Annotated in this window: 16 protein-coding genes and 1 riboswitch; of the genes, 9 read left to right on the top strand and 7 right to left on the bottom strand. The window is 64.5% G+C overall.

Translation table 11 applies throughout. The features are described 5' to 3' along the window. The first annotated feature begins 49 nt into the window (after positions 1-49). Positions 50-445 carry a DUF1090 domain-containing protein gene (locus tag CC207_RS06570; protein ID WP_028688329.1) on the top strand — a complete coding sequence of 132 codons (396 nt, stop codon included), beginning with the start codon at positions 50-52 and terminating at the stop codon, positions 443-445. A gap of 30 nt (positions 446-475) precedes the next feature. Here CC207_RS06570 and CC207_RS06565 read toward each other — a convergent pair whose 3' ends face one another. Then, positions 476-922 carry a cytochrome c gene (locus CC207_RS06565; RefSeq protein ID WP_028688330.1) on the bottom strand — a complete coding sequence of 149 codons (447 nt, stop codon included), beginning with the start codon at positions 920-922 and terminating at the stop codon, positions 476-478. A 119-nt stretch (positions 923-1,041) separates the two neighbouring features. On the opposite strand from CC207_RS06565, the gene CC207_RS06560 reads away from it, so the two are divergent. Further along, complete coding sequence (locus CC207_RS06560) at positions 1,042-2,193, top strand: murein transglycosylase A (protein WP_088851762.1); 1,152 nt, start codon at positions 1,042-1,044, stop codon at positions 2,191-2,193. Between the two features lie 69 nt (positions 2,194-2,262). Here the strand turns inward: CC207_RS06560 and CC207_RS06555 are convergent, their stop codons facing one another. Together CC207_RS06555 and CC207_RS06550 are read right to left on the bottom strand one after the other, a co-directional pair. After that, a complete protein-coding gene (locus CC207_RS06555; protein WP_028688332.1) occupies positions 2,263-2,649 on the bottom strand; it encodes an MAPEG family protein in 387 nt (128 codons plus the stop codon). A gap of 31 nt (positions 2,650-2,680) precedes the next feature. Next, positions 2,681-3,514 (bottom strand): DMT family transporter, encoded by an 834-nt coding sequence (locus CC207_RS06550; RefSeq protein ID WP_088851761.1) that lies wholly within the window; start codon positions 3,512-3,514, stop codon positions 2,681-2,683. A gap of 196 nt (positions 3,515-3,710) precedes the next feature. On the opposite strand from CC207_RS06550, the gene CC207_RS06545 reads away from it, so the two are divergent. Beyond that, a complete protein-coding gene (locus CC207_RS06545) occupies positions 3,711-4,949 on the top strand; it encodes a sodium:proton antiporter (protein WP_028688334.1) in 1,239 nt (412 codons plus the stop codon). 45 nt (positions 4,950-4,994) lie between these two features. On the opposite strand, the gene CC207_RS06540 is transcribed toward CC207_RS06545, so the two are convergent. After that, positions 4,995-5,396, bottom strand: a complete 402-nt coding sequence (locus CC207_RS06540; protein ID WP_028688335.1) for an acyl-CoA thioesterase — start codon at positions 5,394-5,396, stop codon at positions 4,995-4,997. A gap of 179 nt (positions 5,397-5,575) precedes the next feature. After that, a riboswitch (S-adenosyl-L-homocysteine riboswitch) is annotated at positions 5,576-5,672 on the top strand. A gap of 21 nt (positions 5,673-5,693) precedes the next feature. On the opposite strand from CC207_RS06540, the gene ahcY reads away from it, so the two are divergent. From ahcY to CC207_RS06520, 4 genes are all read left to right on the top strand, one after another. After that, positions 5,694-7,103, top strand: coding sequence for an adenosylhomocysteinase (gene ahcY / locus CC207_RS06535; RefSeq protein WP_088851760.1), 1,410 nt, complete (start codon positions 5,694-5,696; stop codon positions 7,101-7,103). A gap of 139 nt (positions 7,104-7,242) precedes the next feature. Continuing rightward, a complete protein-coding gene (metF, locus tag CC207_RS06530) occupies positions 7,243-8,088 on the top strand; it encodes a methylenetetrahydrofolate reductase [NAD(P)H] (RefSeq protein WP_028688337.1) in 846 nt (281 codons plus the stop codon). 116 nt (positions 8,089-8,204) lie between these two features. After that, on the top strand, positions 8,205-8,987 hold the full coding sequence (locus CC207_RS06525) for an ABC transporter substrate-binding protein (RefSeq protein WP_088851769.1): 783 nt from the start codon (positions 8,205-8,207) through the stop codon (positions 8,985-8,987). Positions 8,988-9,209: 222 nt separating this feature from the next. Then, positions 9,210-11,102 carry a DEAD/DEAH box helicase gene (locus CC207_RS06520; RefSeq protein WP_028688340.1) on the top strand — a complete coding sequence of 631 codons (1,893 nt, stop codon included), beginning with the start codon at positions 9,210-9,212 and terminating at the stop codon, positions 11,100-11,102. Between the two features lie 84 nt (positions 11,103-11,186). Here CC207_RS06520 and CC207_RS06515 read toward each other — a convergent pair whose 3' ends face one another. The 3 genes from CC207_RS06515 to CC207_RS06505 form a co-directional block, all read right to left on the bottom strand. Next, positions 11,187-11,765 carry a YceI family protein gene (locus CC207_RS06515; RefSeq protein WP_028688341.1) on the bottom strand — a complete coding sequence of 193 codons (579 nt, stop codon included), beginning with the start codon at positions 11,763-11,765 and terminating at the stop codon, positions 11,187-11,189. Positions 11,766-11,799: 34 nt separating this feature from the next. Next, complete coding sequence (locus CC207_RS06510; protein ID WP_028688342.1) at positions 11,800-12,351, bottom strand: cytochrome b; 552 nt, start codon at positions 12,349-12,351, stop codon at positions 11,800-11,802. Between the two features lie 193 nt (positions 12,352-12,544). Beyond that, entirely contained in the window at positions 12,545-14,380 is a 1,836-nt protein-coding gene (locus CC207_RS06505; RefSeq protein ID WP_088851759.1) for a flavin monoamine oxidase family protein, read from the bottom strand. A 205-nt stretch (positions 14,381-14,585) separates the two neighbouring features. On the opposite strand from CC207_RS06505, the gene CC207_RS06500 reads away from it, so the two are divergent. Together CC207_RS06500 and CC207_RS06495 are read left to right on the top strand one after the other, a co-directional pair. Beyond that, entirely contained in the window at positions 14,586-15,017 is a 432-nt protein-coding gene (locus tag CC207_RS06500; RefSeq protein WP_143496085.1) for a hypothetical protein, read from the top strand. A gap of 73 nt (positions 15,018-15,090) precedes the next feature. Continuing rightward, the gene (locus tag CC207_RS06495) at positions 15,091-16,497 is read left to right on the top strand and encodes an adenosylmethionine--8-amino-7-oxononanoate transaminase (protein ID WP_028688345.1); all 1,407 of its coding nucleotides are present in this window, start codon (positions 15,091-15,093) and stop codon (positions 16,495-16,497) included. Positions 16,498-16,625: the final 128 nt, after the last annotated feature.

Here is a 16,625-nt window from a genome sequence, read left to right as displayed (position 1 = left end):
TCAGGGCAGCATTTCGCTTTCCGCTGCCCTGCCCGATATGGAGCCCCCGATGAAACTGCTTTCGTCCCTCGCCCTGTCCACCCTGCTCGGCTTCGCCGCCAGCCCGCTGCTGGCTGCCCAAGAGCAGCCGGGCCTGACCGGCTGCGCAGCCAAGCGCCAGGCCATCAGCGAACAGATCGAACAAGCCCGCGCCCATGGCAACAGCGACCAGCAAGCAGGCCTGGCAAAGGCCTTGGACGAAGTCACCGAGCACTGTACCGATGCCGGTCTGCGCAAGGAACGCGAGCAGAAGGTGCTCGACGCCCGCCACGAAGTGAACCAGCGCACCAAGGACCTGGACAAGGCCATGAAGAAGGGCGACGCGGAGAAGATCAACAAGCGCAAGGACAAACTGGCCGAGGCGAAGAAGGAGCTGCAGGAGGCCGTGGACGAGCTCGAACGCTAACCGGATAGCTTCCCACAAGAGCCCCTTGGCTCAGTGATTGCGAAACTCGCTATGACAGGCCTTGCACGCCGCCTCGACCTTGTCCATCGGCGCCTTCACCTGGGCTGCGTCCAGTGGCTGGGTACGGGTCACCGCGACCAGCTCGCCAGTGACGCCCTCCAGTTGCCGGGCCAGGTCCTGAAATCGCGCCTGGCGCTCCCAGACCGCGGCCCGCGCGCTGCTATCACCCGCGTCGCGCGCCTGTGGGAAGTGCTGCCACGGTGCATGGGCCAGGCTGTCCAGCTTCGCCGCGCCATCGGCGAACTTCACGCCGTCGAAGGGCAAGCGCCCGCGCAGCATGCCGCCCATGTCTTCGCTGGTCTTGAGCATCTGCTTGAAGATCGCCTTGCGCTGGCCCAACGGCGAGTTGGGATCGACGCCGTCACAGGCGCTCAGGGCAAGGGCGGCGAGCAGTACTACGGTCAATCGCTTGAACATCACGGTCTCTTCGGCCAGGAAAACGGGCGGCCAGTATCGCCGCCCCGGGGGCAAAGACCAATAGCCACACAGAAAACAGGGGTGAATCTTCATGCTTTTCCCCACACAGGATCGACAACATGAAATCTGCATTGCGCCATTTCGCTTGGGCACTGCCCGCCCTGGCGCTCCTGGCCGGCTGCAACGGCGGTGAAAGCGCCAAGCCCGAACCCCACGCCATCGCCACCTACGTACCAGCTACTTTCAAGGATCTGCCCCAGGTCAGCGACGACGACCTGTTGGCCGGCTTCTACGCCTGGCGCAATGGCTGCGAGAAGCTAAGGCGCGACCCGGTGTGGGCCGCCACCTGCGAAGCAGCCGGCTCGGCAACGGCGAATGCCGCCCAGGTGCGCACCTTCCTCGAACAGAATCTGCAGGTCTATGCCCTGCGTTCGGCGCAGAACAGCGCCAACGGCCTGATCACCGGCTACTACGAGCCGGTCTACCCCGGCAGCCTGGCCCGCACCGACAGCGCGCATGTACCGGTGTATGGGGTGCCCGAGGACATGATCGTGGTCGACCTGGCCAGCGTGTACCCCGAGCTCAAGGGCAAACGCCTGCGCGGGCGCCTTGACGGACGGGTGCTCAAACCCTACGACACCGCCGAGGTGATCAACCGCGACGGCGCCAAGGCGCCGGTGCTGGCCTGGCTGACCGACCCGATGGACCTGCAATTCCTGCAGATTCAAGGCTCGGGCCGTATCCAGCTGGAGAACGGCCGCCAGTTGCGCCTGGGCTACGCCGACCAGAACGGCCACCCGTACCGCCCGATCGGACGCTGGCTGGTGGAACAGGGACAGCTGCCGAAAGAGGAGGTGACCATGGGCAGCATCCACGCCTGGGCCCAGGCCAACCCGCAGCGCGTGCCCGAGCTGCTGGCCAGCAACCCGAGCTACGTGTTCTTCAGTACCCGCCCGGACAGCAACGAGGGGCCGCGCGGCTCGCTCAACGTGCCGCTGACCGCAGGCTACAGCGTCGCGATCGACCGCAAGGTAATCCCCTTGGGCAGCCTGCTGTGGCTCTCCACCACCCGCCCGGACGGCAGCCCGGTGGTGCGTCCGGTCGGCGCCCAGGACACCGGCGGCGCCATCACCGGCGAAGTGCGCGCGGACCTGTTCTGGGGCACCGGCCACGAGGCCGGCGAGTTGGCGGGGAACATGAAGCAGCAGGGACAGATCTGGATGCTGTGGCCCAAAGGTCAGCCTTTGCCTGAAGTGCCGAAAGTACCCTGACAGACGCTATCGCGGGGCAAGCCCGCTCCCACGATGATTGCGTGGGAGCGGGCTTGCCCCGCGATCCATTCAGATCGATACGACGAAGAACGACACAATCAGCGCCATCCCAACGAACCACACCAGCGAACGCAGCACCGCCCAGTCCGCCAGGTAGCAGATGATGTAGAGCAGCCGGCTGGTGATGTACACCACCCCCAGCACATCCTGGGTCACCTGCTCGGCATTGCCGACGATATCGGCCACAAGAACCGCCGCGGCAAACGCGGGAAACGCCTCATAGCCGTTCAGCTGGGCAGCATGGGCGCGTCGAGGCAACCCTTCCAGCTTGTCCAGGAACGCACGCGGGTCGTGATTGGCGCGCAGGCCAAAATACCCGCTGCTGAGCTTGGCGATCAATGCGCACAGCGGCGGCAGGAACAGCGCGACGAGAATGCACCACAGGGCAACGGTCATCTACAGGACTCCTTGTTCACAGAGGATCGGTTCACAGCTTCATCACCAGCATGCCGGCCAGGACCAGCCCGCAAGCTAGGAGTCTCGGCCCGCCAAAAGGTTCTTTGAGGTAACGCATGCCCAGCAACACCACGAGGATCACGCTCAGCTCGCGCAGCGCCGCCGCCTCCGCCACCGATCCCAGGTGCATGGCCCACAGCACCAGGGCGTAGCTCAGCAGCACGCACCCCCCCACCGTCAGCCCGAGACGCCACTGAGTGCGCCAAAACATGGCGAACGGTGCCCGCCGCGCCACCCCGGCCAGCAACGGGAACGGCCAGGCGCTGAGCAGGGTCAGCCACACCAGGTAATCCCAGGGCTTGCCCCACAGGCGCACGGCCTGGCCGTCGAACCAGGTGTAGCAGCCGATGCACAGGCCGATCAGGGCCACCACCGGCAGCATCGACCAGGGCAGGCGATCACCGCCACCACCCTGCCACAACAGGCAGGCCATGCCGCAGGGGATCAGCAGGATGCCGATGATCTGCTGCTGGCTGAGCGACTCGCCGGCAAAAGCCAGGGTCAGTCCGAGCACGACCAACGGCGACAAACCACGCATCAACGGATAGACCAGCCCCAGGTCACCGACGCGATAGGCTTTGATCAGCAGGTAGCGGTAGAGCTGCTCGGCCAGCGCCGATGCCAGCAGCCAGGGCCAGATGCCCGCCGGGGGAAAATCGACGAACGCCACCGCCAGAATGGCGAAGACCAGTGCGACCAGGTCCATGCTGGCGATCACCAGAAGGCGTTCGCCGCTGAATTTGATGAGGGTGTTCCAGGTCGCGTGGAGCAGGGCTGCGACCAGTACCAGGGAGGTTGCCAGCACGCGGGGCTCCTTGCGCAATGACCAGGCGGCTGCACGCACTATAACGCTTGCTCCCATAAAGAATCTGCAATCCGTTCTGAGGAACGAATTTGGTATTTCCGGTCATAAGGTGTGTCCCGAGCCCCGCGCCAGATCATCCAAGAACTGCCCGAGTTACTCGGGAAACGACTTGGAAGCCACTGTTACAGGATTCGGGATGCTTGAATTAGTTGCCGCGTTTATCTGCCTCACCACCCTCCTCACCTATGTGAACTACCGCTTCATCGGCCTACCGCCGGCCATCGGCGTGATGGTCACCGCATTGCTGTTCTCCCTGATACTGCAGGGCCTGAGCCTGATCGGCTTCCCCGGCCTGGAAGAGCGCGTCGAAGGCCTGATGAACCAGATCGACTTCAATGACCTGTTGATGCACTGGATGCTGTCGTTCCTGCTGTTCGCCGGCGCCCTGCACGTCAACCTCGCTGACCTGCGCAGCTACCGCTGGCCGATCGGCCTGTTGGCCACTATCGGGGTGCTGATCGCCACCGTGGTGATCGGCTACCTGGCGCACTGGGTGTTCGCCCTGTTCGGCTGGAACGTGCCGCTGATCTACTGCCTGCTGTTCGGCGCGCTGATCTCGCCAACCGACCCGATCGCCGTGCTCGGCGCGCTGCGCACCGCCAACGCCTCGAAACCGCTGAAGACCACCATCGTAGGTGAGTCGCTGTTCAACGACGGCACCGCGGTGGTGGTGTTCACCGTGCTGCTGGGCATCATCCAGCTGGGCGAGACCCCGAGCGTGTCTGACACGGCCCTGCTGTTCGCCCGCGAAGCCATCGGTGGAGTGGTGTTCGGCGGGCTGATCGGCTACGCCACCTACCGCATGATCAAGAGCGTCGAGCAGTACCAGGTCGAGGTCATGCTGACCCTGGCGCTGGTGATCGGTGGCTCGGCCATGTGCTACGAGCTGCATGTGTCGGCGCCGATCGCCATGGTGGTGGCCGGCCTGATTATCGGCAACCTGGGGCGCAACCTGGCGATGAACGACATGACACGTCGCTACATGGACGGATTCTGGGAACTGATCGACGACATGCTCAACGCCCTGCTGTTCGCCCTGATCGGCCTGGAGCTGTTGCTGCTGCCCTTCAACTGGCTGCACCTGGCGGCCGGTGGCGTGCTGGCGCTGGCGGTGCTGGCCTCGCGCCTGCTGACCGTGGCGCCAGCCATCGTGTTGCTGCGCCGCTGGCGGACCGTGCCGCAGGGCACCATCCGCGTGCTGACCTGGGGCGGCCTGCGTGGTGGCGTGTCGGTGGCCCTGGCGCTGTCCCTGCCACAGGGCGATGAACGTGACCTGCTGCTGTCGATCACCTACATCGTGGTGCTGTCGTCGATCCTGGTGCAGGGGCTGACGGTCGGCAAGGTGGTGCGCAAGGTCAGCACACAAACCGAGTAATAGCGAGTGAGCGGCGGTGCGCCGCTCCCACGAACGCTCCAGCGCTTATTCGACCGCGCTGTCCGGGAACTGATCCTGGATGTACTTGATCTCGGTACGCCCGTGCGGCGCCGGCAGCCCGTCCTCGCCGAGGTTGACGAAGACCATCTTGTCGACTGTGAGGATGGCCCTGCGAGTGATCTTGTTGCGCACTTCGCACTTGAGGGTGATCGAAGTGCGGCCGAACTCGGTGGCGGTAATGCCCAGCTCGATGATGTCGCCCTGGCGCGAGGCGCTGACGAAGTTGATCTCGGAAATGTACTTGGTCACCACGCGCTGGTTGCCCAGCTGGACAATGGCGTAGATCGCCGCCTCCTCGTCGATCCAGCGCAGCAGGCTGCCGCCGAACAGGGTGCCGTTGGGGTTGAGGTCTTCGGGTTTTACCCATTTGCGGGTGTGAAAGTTCATCTGTACTCCTGACCTGCCTGGCTCACATGGGCTAATGATGGCAGACCGCTCGGCCACCCTCCATTGAACATCGACTATCGTCTCGATTAATCGACAGAAAGTCTTGGGTGTGTCACACGCCCGCGGCTATAATCCCTGCCGTTTCACATGGTCTCCCGCAGTGGTGGCCATCCCGCCACCCGACCGAGGGGCGCTGCAGCAGGCTCGGCCTGTCAGGCTCGGTTGGGGCGTTGTCCGCGCAAGCGGACGCTTAACGCACAACGGCGCCCATTCGCACACTACGAATGGAGGCTCTCAATGAGCGCTGTAAACACGCCTGCTGATTTTTCCGACTTCAAGGTCGCCGACATCTCCCTGGCCGACTGGGGCCGCAAGGAAGTCATCATCGCCGAATCGGAAATGCCGGCACTGATGGGCCTGCGCCGCAAGTACCAAGCCGAGCAACCGCTCAAGGGCGCGAAGATCATCGGCTGCATCCACATGACCATCCAGACCGCCGTGCTGATCGAGACCCTGGTCGCCCTGGGCGCTGAAGTACGCTGGTCGTCGTGCAACATCTTCTCCACCCAGGACCAGGCCGCCGCCGCCATCGCCGCCGCCGGCATCCCGGTGTTCGCCTGGAAAGGTGAAACCGAGCAAGAGTACGAGTGGTGCATCGAGCAGACCATCCTGAAAGACGGCCAGCCATGGGACGCCAACATGGTCCTGGACGACGGCGGTGACCTGACCGAAATCCTGCACAAGAAATACCCGGCCATGCTGGACAAGATCCACGGCGTGACGGAAGAGACCACCACCGGCGTGCACCGCCTGCTCGACATGCTGGCCAAGGGCGAGCTGAAAGTCCCGGCGATCAACGTCAACGACTCGGTCACCAAGAGCAAGAACGACAACAAGTACGGCTGCCGTCACAGCCTGAACGACGCCATCAAACGCGGTACCGACCACCTGCTGTCGGGCAAGCAGGCCCTGGTGATCGGCTACGGCGACGTGGGCAAGGGTTCGGCCCAGTCCCTGCGCCAGGAAGGCATGATCGTCAAGGTCACCGAAGTCGACCCGATCTGCGCCATGCAGGCCTGCATGGACGGCTTCGAAGTGGTCTCGCCGTTCAAGGACGGTATCAACACCGGTACCGAAGCCGGCATCAACAAAGACCTGCTGGGCCGCATCGACCTGATCGTCACCACCACCGGTAACGTCAACGTCTGCGACGCCAACATGCTCAAGGCCCTGAAGAAGCGTGCCGTGGTCTGCAACATCGGCCACTTCGACAACGAGATCGACACCGCCTTCATGCGCAAGAACTGGGCGTGGGAAGAGGTCAAGCCGCAGGTGCACAAGATCCACCGCACCGGCGCTGGCGTATTCGACCCGCAGAACGACGACTACCTGATCCTGCTGGCCGAAGGACGCCTGGTGAACCTGGGCAACGCCACCGGCCACCCAAGCCGCATCATGGATGGCTCGTTCGCCAACCAGGTGCTGGCGCAGATCTTCCTGTTCGAGCAGAAGTTCGCCGAACTGCCAGCCGCCAAGAAGGCCGAGCGCCTGACCGTGGAAGTGCTGCCGAAGAAGCTGGACGAAGAAGTGGCCCTGGAAATGGTCCGCGGCTTCGGCGGCGTGGTCACCCAGCTGACCCCACAGCAGGCCGAGTACATCGGTGTGACCGTCGAAGGTCCGTTCAAGCCGGACGCCTACCGCTACTAAGCAGCGGCGCCAGCGCCGGGCTATCGCCCTGGCGCTGGCTGGCAACGCGTCGTACCGATGTCCGAGCCAGGCCGGCCCCAACCGTCCTGGCTTTTATTTGCAGGTAGCCGCCCCGGGCGCGCCACCGAAGGAACGAGAGATGTCACAAGAACGCCGCTACAGTTTCGAGTTCTTCCCAACCAAGACCGACGCCGGCCACGAGAAGCTGATGGGCGTCGCCCGCCAGTTGGCCAGCTACAACCCGGACTTCTTCTCCTGCACCTACGGTGCCGGTGGCTCGACCCGCGACCGCACGCTGAACACCGTGCTGCAGCTGGAAAGCGAAGTGAAGGTCCCCGCCGCCCCGCACCTGTCCTGCGTAGGTGACAGCAAGGACGACCTGCGCGCGCTGCTCGCCGAGTACCAGACCGCCGGCATCAGGCGCATTGTCGCCCTGCGCGGCGACCTGCCATCCGGCATGGGCATGGCCAGTGGCGAGCTGCGCTACGCCAGCGACCTGGTCGAGTTCATTCGCCAGGAAAGCGGCGACCACTTCCACCTGGAAGTGGCCGCGTATCCGGAGATGCACCCACAGGCGCGTAACTTCGAGGCAGACCTTGCCAACTTCGTGCACAAGGTCAAGGCCGGCGCCGACAGCGCCATCACCCAGTACTTCTTCAACGCCGACAGCTACTTCTACTTCGTCGAGCGCGCACAGAAGCTGGGCGTGGACATCCCGGTGGTGCCCGGCATCATGCCAATCACCAACTACAGCAAGCTGGCACGCTTCTCCGACGCTTGCGGCGCCGAGATCCCGCGCTGGATCCGCAAGCAGCTGGAAGCCTATGCCGACGACACCGCCAGCATCCAGGCCTTCGGCGAGGAAGTGATCACCCGCATGTGCGAACAACTGCTGCAAGGCGGCGCACCGGGCTTGCACTTCTACACCCTCAACCAGGCCGAGCCGAGCCTGGCGATCTGGAACAACCTGAAGCTGCCACGCTGATGGTCGTGGGCAAGGCTTTGGCGCAGGTCAAAGCCTTGTTCATTCGCGCTTGTGCCGCAGGCCACCGCGACCGGTGTTCACTGGCCTTGTCCGGGTTCGCAGCGTACTCTCCCGCCATGCGCACGCTCATCCTCCCTCTCCTGCTGTTGCTGCTCGCCGGCCTGAGCCCGTTGGCCCACGCCGAACGCCTGCGCATCGTCAGCGACGACTGGGCGCCCTACCTCTACCAGGAAAACGGTCAGCCCAAAGGCATCGACTACGAGGTTACCGAAGAGGTATTCAAGCGCCTGGGCGTCGAGGTGCAATGGCAGTTCCTGCCCTGGCGGCGCTGCCTGGCCATGGTCGAGCAAGGCCAGGCGGACGCGGTAATGGACATTTTCCGCGTCGACTCGCGCCAGGGTTACCTGGTCTACCCGGACGAACCCATGTCAGAGGTCGAGTTCGTCCTTTACCAGGCCCGCTCGCGCCCCCATCCGGTCAAACGCCTAGAAGACCTGGCCGGGCTGACCGTGGGCACCTCGCCGGGCTACGTCTACGACGGCGCCTTCGCTGAATCGCCGCTGTTCCGCCGGGAACCGGCGCCCAGCCACCAAGCCAACTTTGGCAAGCTGGCGCTCGGGCGCATAGACCTGCTGGTGACCGACCGCAAGGTGGGTCGCTATGTCAGCCGCCAGCTTGGCCTGGAGCAGACCGTCGAGGCGCTGCCCCTGGTGATCAGCCGCCGCCTGCAGTACCTGGGGCTGGCCCGCAAGCCAGGGCGCGAGCATCTGGCACAGGCGTTCAGCGAAGAACTGCGACGCTTCAAGCAGGAGCCGGCCTATGCGGCGATCAACGCCCGCTACCTGGGCAATCAGGACTTTCCTTTCGCCGTTGAGCAGCAGGAACGCAGCACACCCTGATTGCTCTGTTATACTCGAGCCTTCCCGCCAGGCTCACGCCCGGACGCTCGGCCTCGCAACAGGCATCTCGCCCCGCAGCAGCGCACCTTGCGCGCCGCCTGCTGGCATCCAGGATGCGCCGTGAACGCCCAGCTGGACCGGACGCGATCGCATCCTTCCGATGCCCGTCGCGCCAGGCAGTACACCCCATCGGGCCCAGCCCCCACGAGAACAGGATTGCCCATGTCCTTTGCTTCCCTCGGTCTCTCCGAGGCTCTTGTCCGCGCTATCGAGGCAGCGGGCTACACCCAGCCCACTCCGGTGCAACAGCGGGCCATTCCCGCCGTGTTGCAAGGTCGCGACCTGATGGTCGCCGCCCAGACAGGTACTGGTAAAACCGGCGGCTTCGCGCTCCCCATCCTCGAGCGCCTGTTCCCGGGTGGCCACCCCGACAAATCGCAACGCCACGGCCCGCGCCAACCGCGCGTGCTGGTGCTGACCCCGACCCGCGAGCTGGCTGCCCAGGTGCATGACAGCTTCAAGGTCTATGCCCGCGACCTGAACTTCATCAGCGCCTGCATCTTCGGCGGCGTCGGCATGAACCCGCAGGTCCAGGCCATGGCCAAGGGCGTCGACGTCCTGGTCGCCTGCCCGGGCCGCCTGCTCGACCTGGCCGGCCAGGGCAGCGTCGACCTCTCGCGGGTCGAGATCCTGGTGCTGGACGAAGCCGACCGCATGCTCGACATGGGCTTCATCCACGACGTCAAGAAAGTGCTGGCGCGCCTGCCGGCCAAGCGCCAGAACCTGCTGTTCTCGGCGACCTTCTCCAAGGACATCACCGACCTCGCCGACAAGCTGCTGCACAACCCCGAGCGCATCGAGGTCACGCCGCCAAACACCACCGTCGAGCGTATCGAGCAGCGTGTCTACCGCCTGCCGGCCAGCCACAAGCGCGCCCTGCTGGCGCACCTGATCACCCTGGGTGCCTGGGAGCAGGTACTGGTGTTCACCCGTACCAAGCACGGCGCCAACCGCCTGGCCGAGTACCTCGAGAAGCACGGCCTGACTGCCGCGGCGATCCACGGCAACAAGAGCCAGAACGCCCGCACCAAGGCCCTGGCCGACTTCAAGGCCAACACCGTGCGCGTGCTGGTCGCCACCGACATCGCCGCCCGCGGCCTGGACATCGACCAGTTGCCCCACGTGGTCAACTTCGAGCTGCCCAACGTCGAGGAAGACTACGTTCACCGCATCGGCCGTACCGGCCGTGCCGGTCGCTCGGGCGAGGCCATCTCGATGGTCGCCCCAGACGAAGAGAAGCTGCTCAAGAGTATCGAGCGCGTCACCAAGCAGAAGATCCCGGACGGCGACCTGATGGGCTTCGACGCCTCCCAGGTCGAGGCCGAGAAGCCGGAAGTCCGCGAGCGCCAGCAGAACACTGGTCGCGGTGGCCGCAACCAGCAACCTCGCGGCGAAGGCGGCAAGGAAGGCAGTGGCGGACGCAAGGACAAGGGCAAGGACAAAGGCCGCAACAAACCTGCGGGCGAGAAGCAGGCCGACAAGGAAAAGACTGGCGACAAGCAGCAAGGCCAGCAGCAGCGCAAGCCGCGTGACAAGAAGCCACGCCAGCAGCAGGTCGCACAGGGCCAGAAGGCCATCCCCTCGGTCCCCGCCGATCGTGACCCGGAAGAGTTTCTGGACGACGATGTGGATAACTTCGGCAACCGCGCCGACTACGTCAGCCCTTACCAGAACGCCAAGAATCAAGGCCGCAACCGTCGCCCAGGTGGCAATGGCGGACAAGGCCAGGGCCAACGCAGTGGTGGTGGCCAGGCTCAAGGTCAAGGCCGTGGTAATGGCCAACAGCGCCAAGGCCAAGGCTCGGGTGAAAAACGCCCGCGCAACGGTGGTGGCAGCAATGGCGGCGCTCGTCGTGACAACAACGGTGGCCGTAACCGCCGTGACGAATCGGCTCGCCAGGAACCCGCCGTGCGCAACCCGCGCGAGTCTCAGAGCGCGCCGGTGATCATTCGCAAGGAATCCAAGCTAGACCGTTACCCGACGCCCGAGCAACTGGACGACTTGCCGAGCCGCCCACGGGGTGAGCGTCCGGCGCTGCTGACTCGCAAGGGTTAAGAGCGCAATCGCGGGCCTGTCCCGTGCGGAACCCAAACAAAAACGCCGCCCAATGGGCGGCGTTTTTGTTTCCAGCGTAGCGAACTACTTCTGCTTCACACCTTCGACACTGATATCCAGGTCCAGGGTCTGGGAGGTCGGGCCTGGGCCTTTGATCCCGAAGTCGTTCAGGTTCAGCGTAGTGGTGGCGTTGAAGCCAGCGCGCTCGCCACCCCATGGGTCCTTGCCTTCACCGTTGAACACAGCCTTGAAGGTGACCGGCTTGGTCACGCCGTGCAAGGTCAGGTCGCCGGTGACGTCAGCGGTCTTCTCACCGGTCGACTTGACGCTGGTGGAGACGAACTTAGCCTGAGGGTACTTCTTCACATCAAGAAAGTCGGCGCTGGCAATGTGCTTGTCACGCTCGGCGTGGTTCGACCACAGGCTGGCGGTCTTCAGGTCGACGCTGATCTTGCTGGCCTCGGGCTTGGCGCTGTCCCAGGTGAAGTTGCCGTCGAAGTCCTTGAAGGTGCCGTGGATGAAGCTGTAGCCCAGGTGGCTGATCTTCCAGTCAACGAACGCGTGCTGGCCTTCCTTGTCGATCTTGTATTCGGCGGCCATGGCCTGGCCGGCGGAGATCAGGGCGGTACCGAGCGCCAGAGCGGCAAAAGTCTTTTTCAACATCCTTACTTCCTTCCTTTGCAATTGAGGTTGAGAGTCAAGCTTTGCGGCCCAGCATGCGAGTCAGGGTCGCGTCACGGTCGATGAAATGGTGCTTGAGTGCCGCCAGGGCATGCAGCACCGCGAAAATCACCAGGCCCCAGGCCAGCCAGAGATGGATCACCCCGGCGGTGTCGGCCTGGTCAGGCAGGTCGCTGATCAGCGCCGGCACCTCGAACAGGCCGAACACCGGAATGCCGACACCGTCGGCAGTGGAAATCAGGTAGCCGGCGACCATCACCGCGAACAGGCCCAGGTACAGCGCCAGGTGACCCAGCTTGGCGGCCAGGCGGGTGACCTTGCCATGGTTGGCCGGCGCCGGCGGTGGCGGGCTGATGAAACGCCAGAGCACACGCAGCAGCATGGCAGCCAGCAGTACCAGGCCGATGCTCTTGTGCAGGTCGGGGCCGGTCTTGCGCCATGGGTTGTAGTAGTCGAGGCCGACCATCCACAGGCCCAGGCCGAACAGGCCGAAGACCGCCAGCGCCACGCCCCAGTGCAGGACGATGCTGACCAGGCCATAGCGGGAAGATGAGTTGCGCAGTTGCATGTTGGCGTATTCCCCGTGAAAGCTGCGCACAAGACTAGCGCTTAACGCATCGAATAAAAGCGTAAAAAATTGCTTCGGATTATCTAAAAACCCGATATTTAGTCTGCAAGCTTCCTATTAAGGAAACATTAACGATAGTCGTTTGGATGTGCCGACGCCATCACGGGAGCCCGCGATGGCGTCAATAGCGAGATCAGCCGGCCTTGGCCTGGCCGTTGACCACCGGCTTCTTGGCCGGTTCCGACTTGGCGGTAGCCTTCTTCACCGGCGCCGGCTTGGTACCGGGCTTGTGTGCCTGCTTGGCCGCAGGCTTGGCTGGAGCAGGCTTGGTGGCGGCAGGTTTAACCGCTTCCTCCTTGGCCACAGGTGCCGGGGCGACCGGGGCCGGTGCAGGCGCCGGGGCGATCTCCTCGGCCTTGGCGATCGGCGCGGCCTTCGCCTCTGGCTTGTCAGCACCGCCGAACAGACGCGAGAAGAAGCCTGGATTGTCCTGCTTGGCCTCCTCGACCTTCACAGGCTCCGCCTTGGCCGGAGCCTTGTCGGAGCCGCCACCGAACAGGTTGGAGAAGAACCCGCCCTTATCCTTTGCCGCCACGGCACCCGCTGCTCCAGCGGCGGCTGCGGCGGCAACCGGTGCGGCCTTGGCCGGGTCGAAGGACTTGCCTGCCGCCAGGTCCTGGACCTGGCTCGCAGCGCGCTGGCCGCTGCGCAGGGCACCTTCGAGGGTACCAGGGTAGAGTGCGTCGGTATGCTCGCCGGCAAAGGCGATACGCTGGACCGGACGCTCCCACAGACGCCAGTACTTGCTGATTTGTCCTGGGCCGTAGGCCAGGTAAGCGCCTCCCATGCCGGCATCGGTGCTGTAACGACGTACTTCGTAGCCGGTGAAGGCGCCACGGGCCTGCGGGTAGAAGGCGTGCAGACGGATCAGCACCTGGTCGACCATCTGCTTGTCACCGAAGGCCTGCAGCAGACGAGCGTTGTCGCCGGACAGGTTGATCACCACGTTGGCGCCGCCCTTGAGCGCAGGTTCGATCCACAACATGCCCAGGCCGGTGTTGGAGAAGATCTCGCCGGACATGCGCGCACGGCTTTCCCACACCGGGTTCTTGAACTTGAGCATCAACTGGTCGCGCCAACCGTAGTTGGTGCCCTTCAGCGCGGCCAGGTGCTGGTTGTCCAGTCCCGGGGTCATCTGGATCTTGGCCAGGGCCCGCAGCGGCACGGCCATGACCAGATAATCGGCCTGGTAGCCCACGGCGCCGACCTTCACCGTCACCCCGTCCTTGTCCTGGACGATGGCGGTGACCGGCGAGCTGGTCTTGATGGTCTTGAGCTGCTTGACGAAGGCCTGGGCCAGCACCGGGCTGCCGCCCGGCAGGCGCGCGGCGCGCAGGTCGCGGTCGCTGACGTTGCGGTAGACGCGGCTCTGCTGGGCGAAGTACAGCAGCGACAAGCGCGACGGCTCGTCATAACGGCTACGGATCTGCTGGTTGACCAGCTGACGTGCGGTCGCCGGCAACTGCAGCTTGTCCAGCCAGGTGGAAACGTTCATCTGGTCGAGGGCGAACAGGGTGCTGTTAGCCGCCGGATTCAGCGGGTCCTCGATGGAGCGGGCCAGGTCGTCGAGGGTCTTCTCGTAGCGCTTGAGGGCCTCGGCAGTGGCCGGTTGCTTGGCCACCAGATCGGTTGCGCTGAAGTACTCGCCGTCGATCAGGTAGCCCGGGGTTCGCACGAATTCCGGCGCCGGCAACGTGCCGACCTTGAACCGCTCCAGATACTGGTTGAGCACCGGCTGGGTCTTGCTGTTGCCAATCCACTCGCTGGTGGCCAGCCCCGAACGCCCACCCATGCCAGATTTGGCTTCCAGCAGGGTGACCTGCCAGCCCTTGGCCTGCAATTCATAGGCCGCGGTCAGGCCTGCCAGGCCACCACCGACGACGATCGCCGTCTTGTCCTTGGCCAGCGCGGCACCGCTGGACACCCCGATCAATACCAACGCGCACAGGCGCACCCAAGCAGCAGCCATGATGGCGAACTCCGGTTAGAGAAGCGATAGAAGATACGGGGAGGAACGCCCCGGGAGAGATGCGTTAAGAATACGTCACCTCTGCCCACCCTGCCACCGCAGTGACATCAAGTGCTTTTTGCAACTGGTATTTTTGTCAGTAGCTGACTGTCGCAAGGGTAGGCAGTCTTGGTTAGCACACCCGAACCAGGCCGGAGAAACAACGGTGATCTACACGGAAGACTTTGCCAGGTGGCAGCCTTCAGCGCCGATGCCGGAAATCACCTGGCGCACGCCCTCGGGCCTGAACATCGTCTCCAATGGCATCGCCTACAGCTCGCGCTACAAGACCGACGAAGGACGTAGCGGCACGGAACTGATTGTCCTGGGCCAATCCGATGTCGAGATCATCTTCGGCCAGACGGTCGATTGCCTGCTGCTCGAGGTGGAGATCAGTACCCTAGGCAGCGCCGTCTCAACCGCCTACTGGCTGACCCTGCGCGACCATGACTACACCGAGTTCATGCCCGGTCCCGGCGCGCTCGGAACCTTCTGGCACGATGTGCCCGGCCCCTTGGAGCGCCTGGTCCTCTCCACCCTGCCGCTGTGCACCGTGCACGTGCGCCAACTGGAGTGGCGCCCGGCCTGGCGTCATTGAGCGGTTGTCCTGCCCCCCGGCATTGCTTAGGCTTACGCGGTCAAACCGAGCCGTAACGCCAGGAGAAGTGCCCATGGGCCTCAATGATCAGTGGATGCAACGCGACCTCAAGGTCCTGTGGCACCCCTGCACCCAGATGAAAGACCACGAGCAGCTGCCGCTGATTCCGATCCGCCGTGGCGAGGGCGTGTGGCTCGAGGACTTCGAGGGCAAGCGCTACCTGGACGCGGTCAGCTCCTGGTGGGTCAATGTGTTCGGCCATGCCAACCCGCGCATCAACCAGCGCATCAAGGACCAGGTCGACCAGCTCGAGCACGTGATCCTGGCCGGCTTCAGCCACCAGCCGGCGATTGAGCTGTCCGAGCGGTTGGTAGCCATGACGCCGTCTGGCCTGGAGCGGGTGTTCTACGCCGACAATGGTTCGTCGTGCATCGAAGTGGCGCTGAAGATGAGCTACCACTACTGGCAGAACATCGGCAAACCGCAGAAAAAGCGCTTCGTCACCCTGACCAACAGCTACCACGGCGAGACCATCGCGGCGATGTCGGTGGGCGACGTGCCGCTGTTCACCGAGACCTACAAGGCCCTGCTGCTGGACACCATCAAGGTGCCCAGCCCGGACTGCTACCTGCGCCCCGAAGGCATGGGCTGGGAGGAGCACTCACGGAACATGTTCGCGGCCATGGAGCAGACCTTGGCCGAACATCACGCCAGCATCGCCGCGGTGATCGTCGAGCCGCTGATCCAGGGCGCCGGCGGCATGCGCATGTACCACCCGGTGTACCTCAAGCTGCTGCGCGAGGCCTGCGACCGCTACGACGTGCACCTGATCCACGACGAGATCGCCGTGGGCTTCGGCCGCACCGGCACGATGTTCGCCTGCGAACAGGCCGGCATCCGCCCGGACTTCCTGTGCCTGTCCAAGGCCCTGACCGGCGGCTACCTGCCCCTGGCCGCCTGCCTGACCACCGACAAGGTGTACCAGGCCTTCTATGACGACTACCCGACCCTGCGCGCGTTCCTCCACTCGCACAGCTACACCGGCAACCCGCTGGCCTGCGCCGCGGCCCTGGCGACCCTGGACATCTTCGCGCAAGACAACGTGATCGAGGCCAACAAGGCCCTGTCGGCGCGCATGGCCAGCGCCACCGCGCACCTGGCCGACCACGCCCATGTCGCCGAGATTCGTCAGACCGGCATGGCCCTGGCCATCGAGATGGTCCGGGACAAGGCCGGCAAGACCGCCTACCCCTGGCAGGAGCGTCGCGGCCTGAAGGTCTTCGAGCATGCCCTGACACGTGGCGCGCTGTTGCGCCCGCTGGGCAGCGTGGTGTACTTCCTGCCGCCCTACGTGATCACCCCGGAGCAGATCGACTTCCTGGCCGAAGTGGCCAGCGAAGGGATCGACATCGCCACCCGTGATAGCGTCAGCGTGGCGGTGCCGGCCGACTTCCACCCCGATTTCCGCGATCCGGGCTAGGCCCCAACCCCTCCGTCCCCCTGTAGGAGCGGCCTTGCGTCGCGATAGGGCTGCGCAGCAGCCCCAGGCTTTCAGCTTCGCAGCAGAAATTTCCGGGGCCGCTTTGCGGCCCTATCGCGACGCAAGGC

This window comes from Pseudomonas sp. DrBHI1 (assembly GCF_002205115.1).
In the GTDB taxonomy this organism is placed as follows: Bacteria; Pseudomonadota; Gammaproteobacteria; order Pseudomonadales; family Pseudomonadaceae; genus Aquipseudomonas; species Aquipseudomonas mosselii.
The sequence above is the reverse complement of the archived record's forward strand: the minus strand, read 5'-3'. Positions and strand labels throughout refer to the sequence as shown.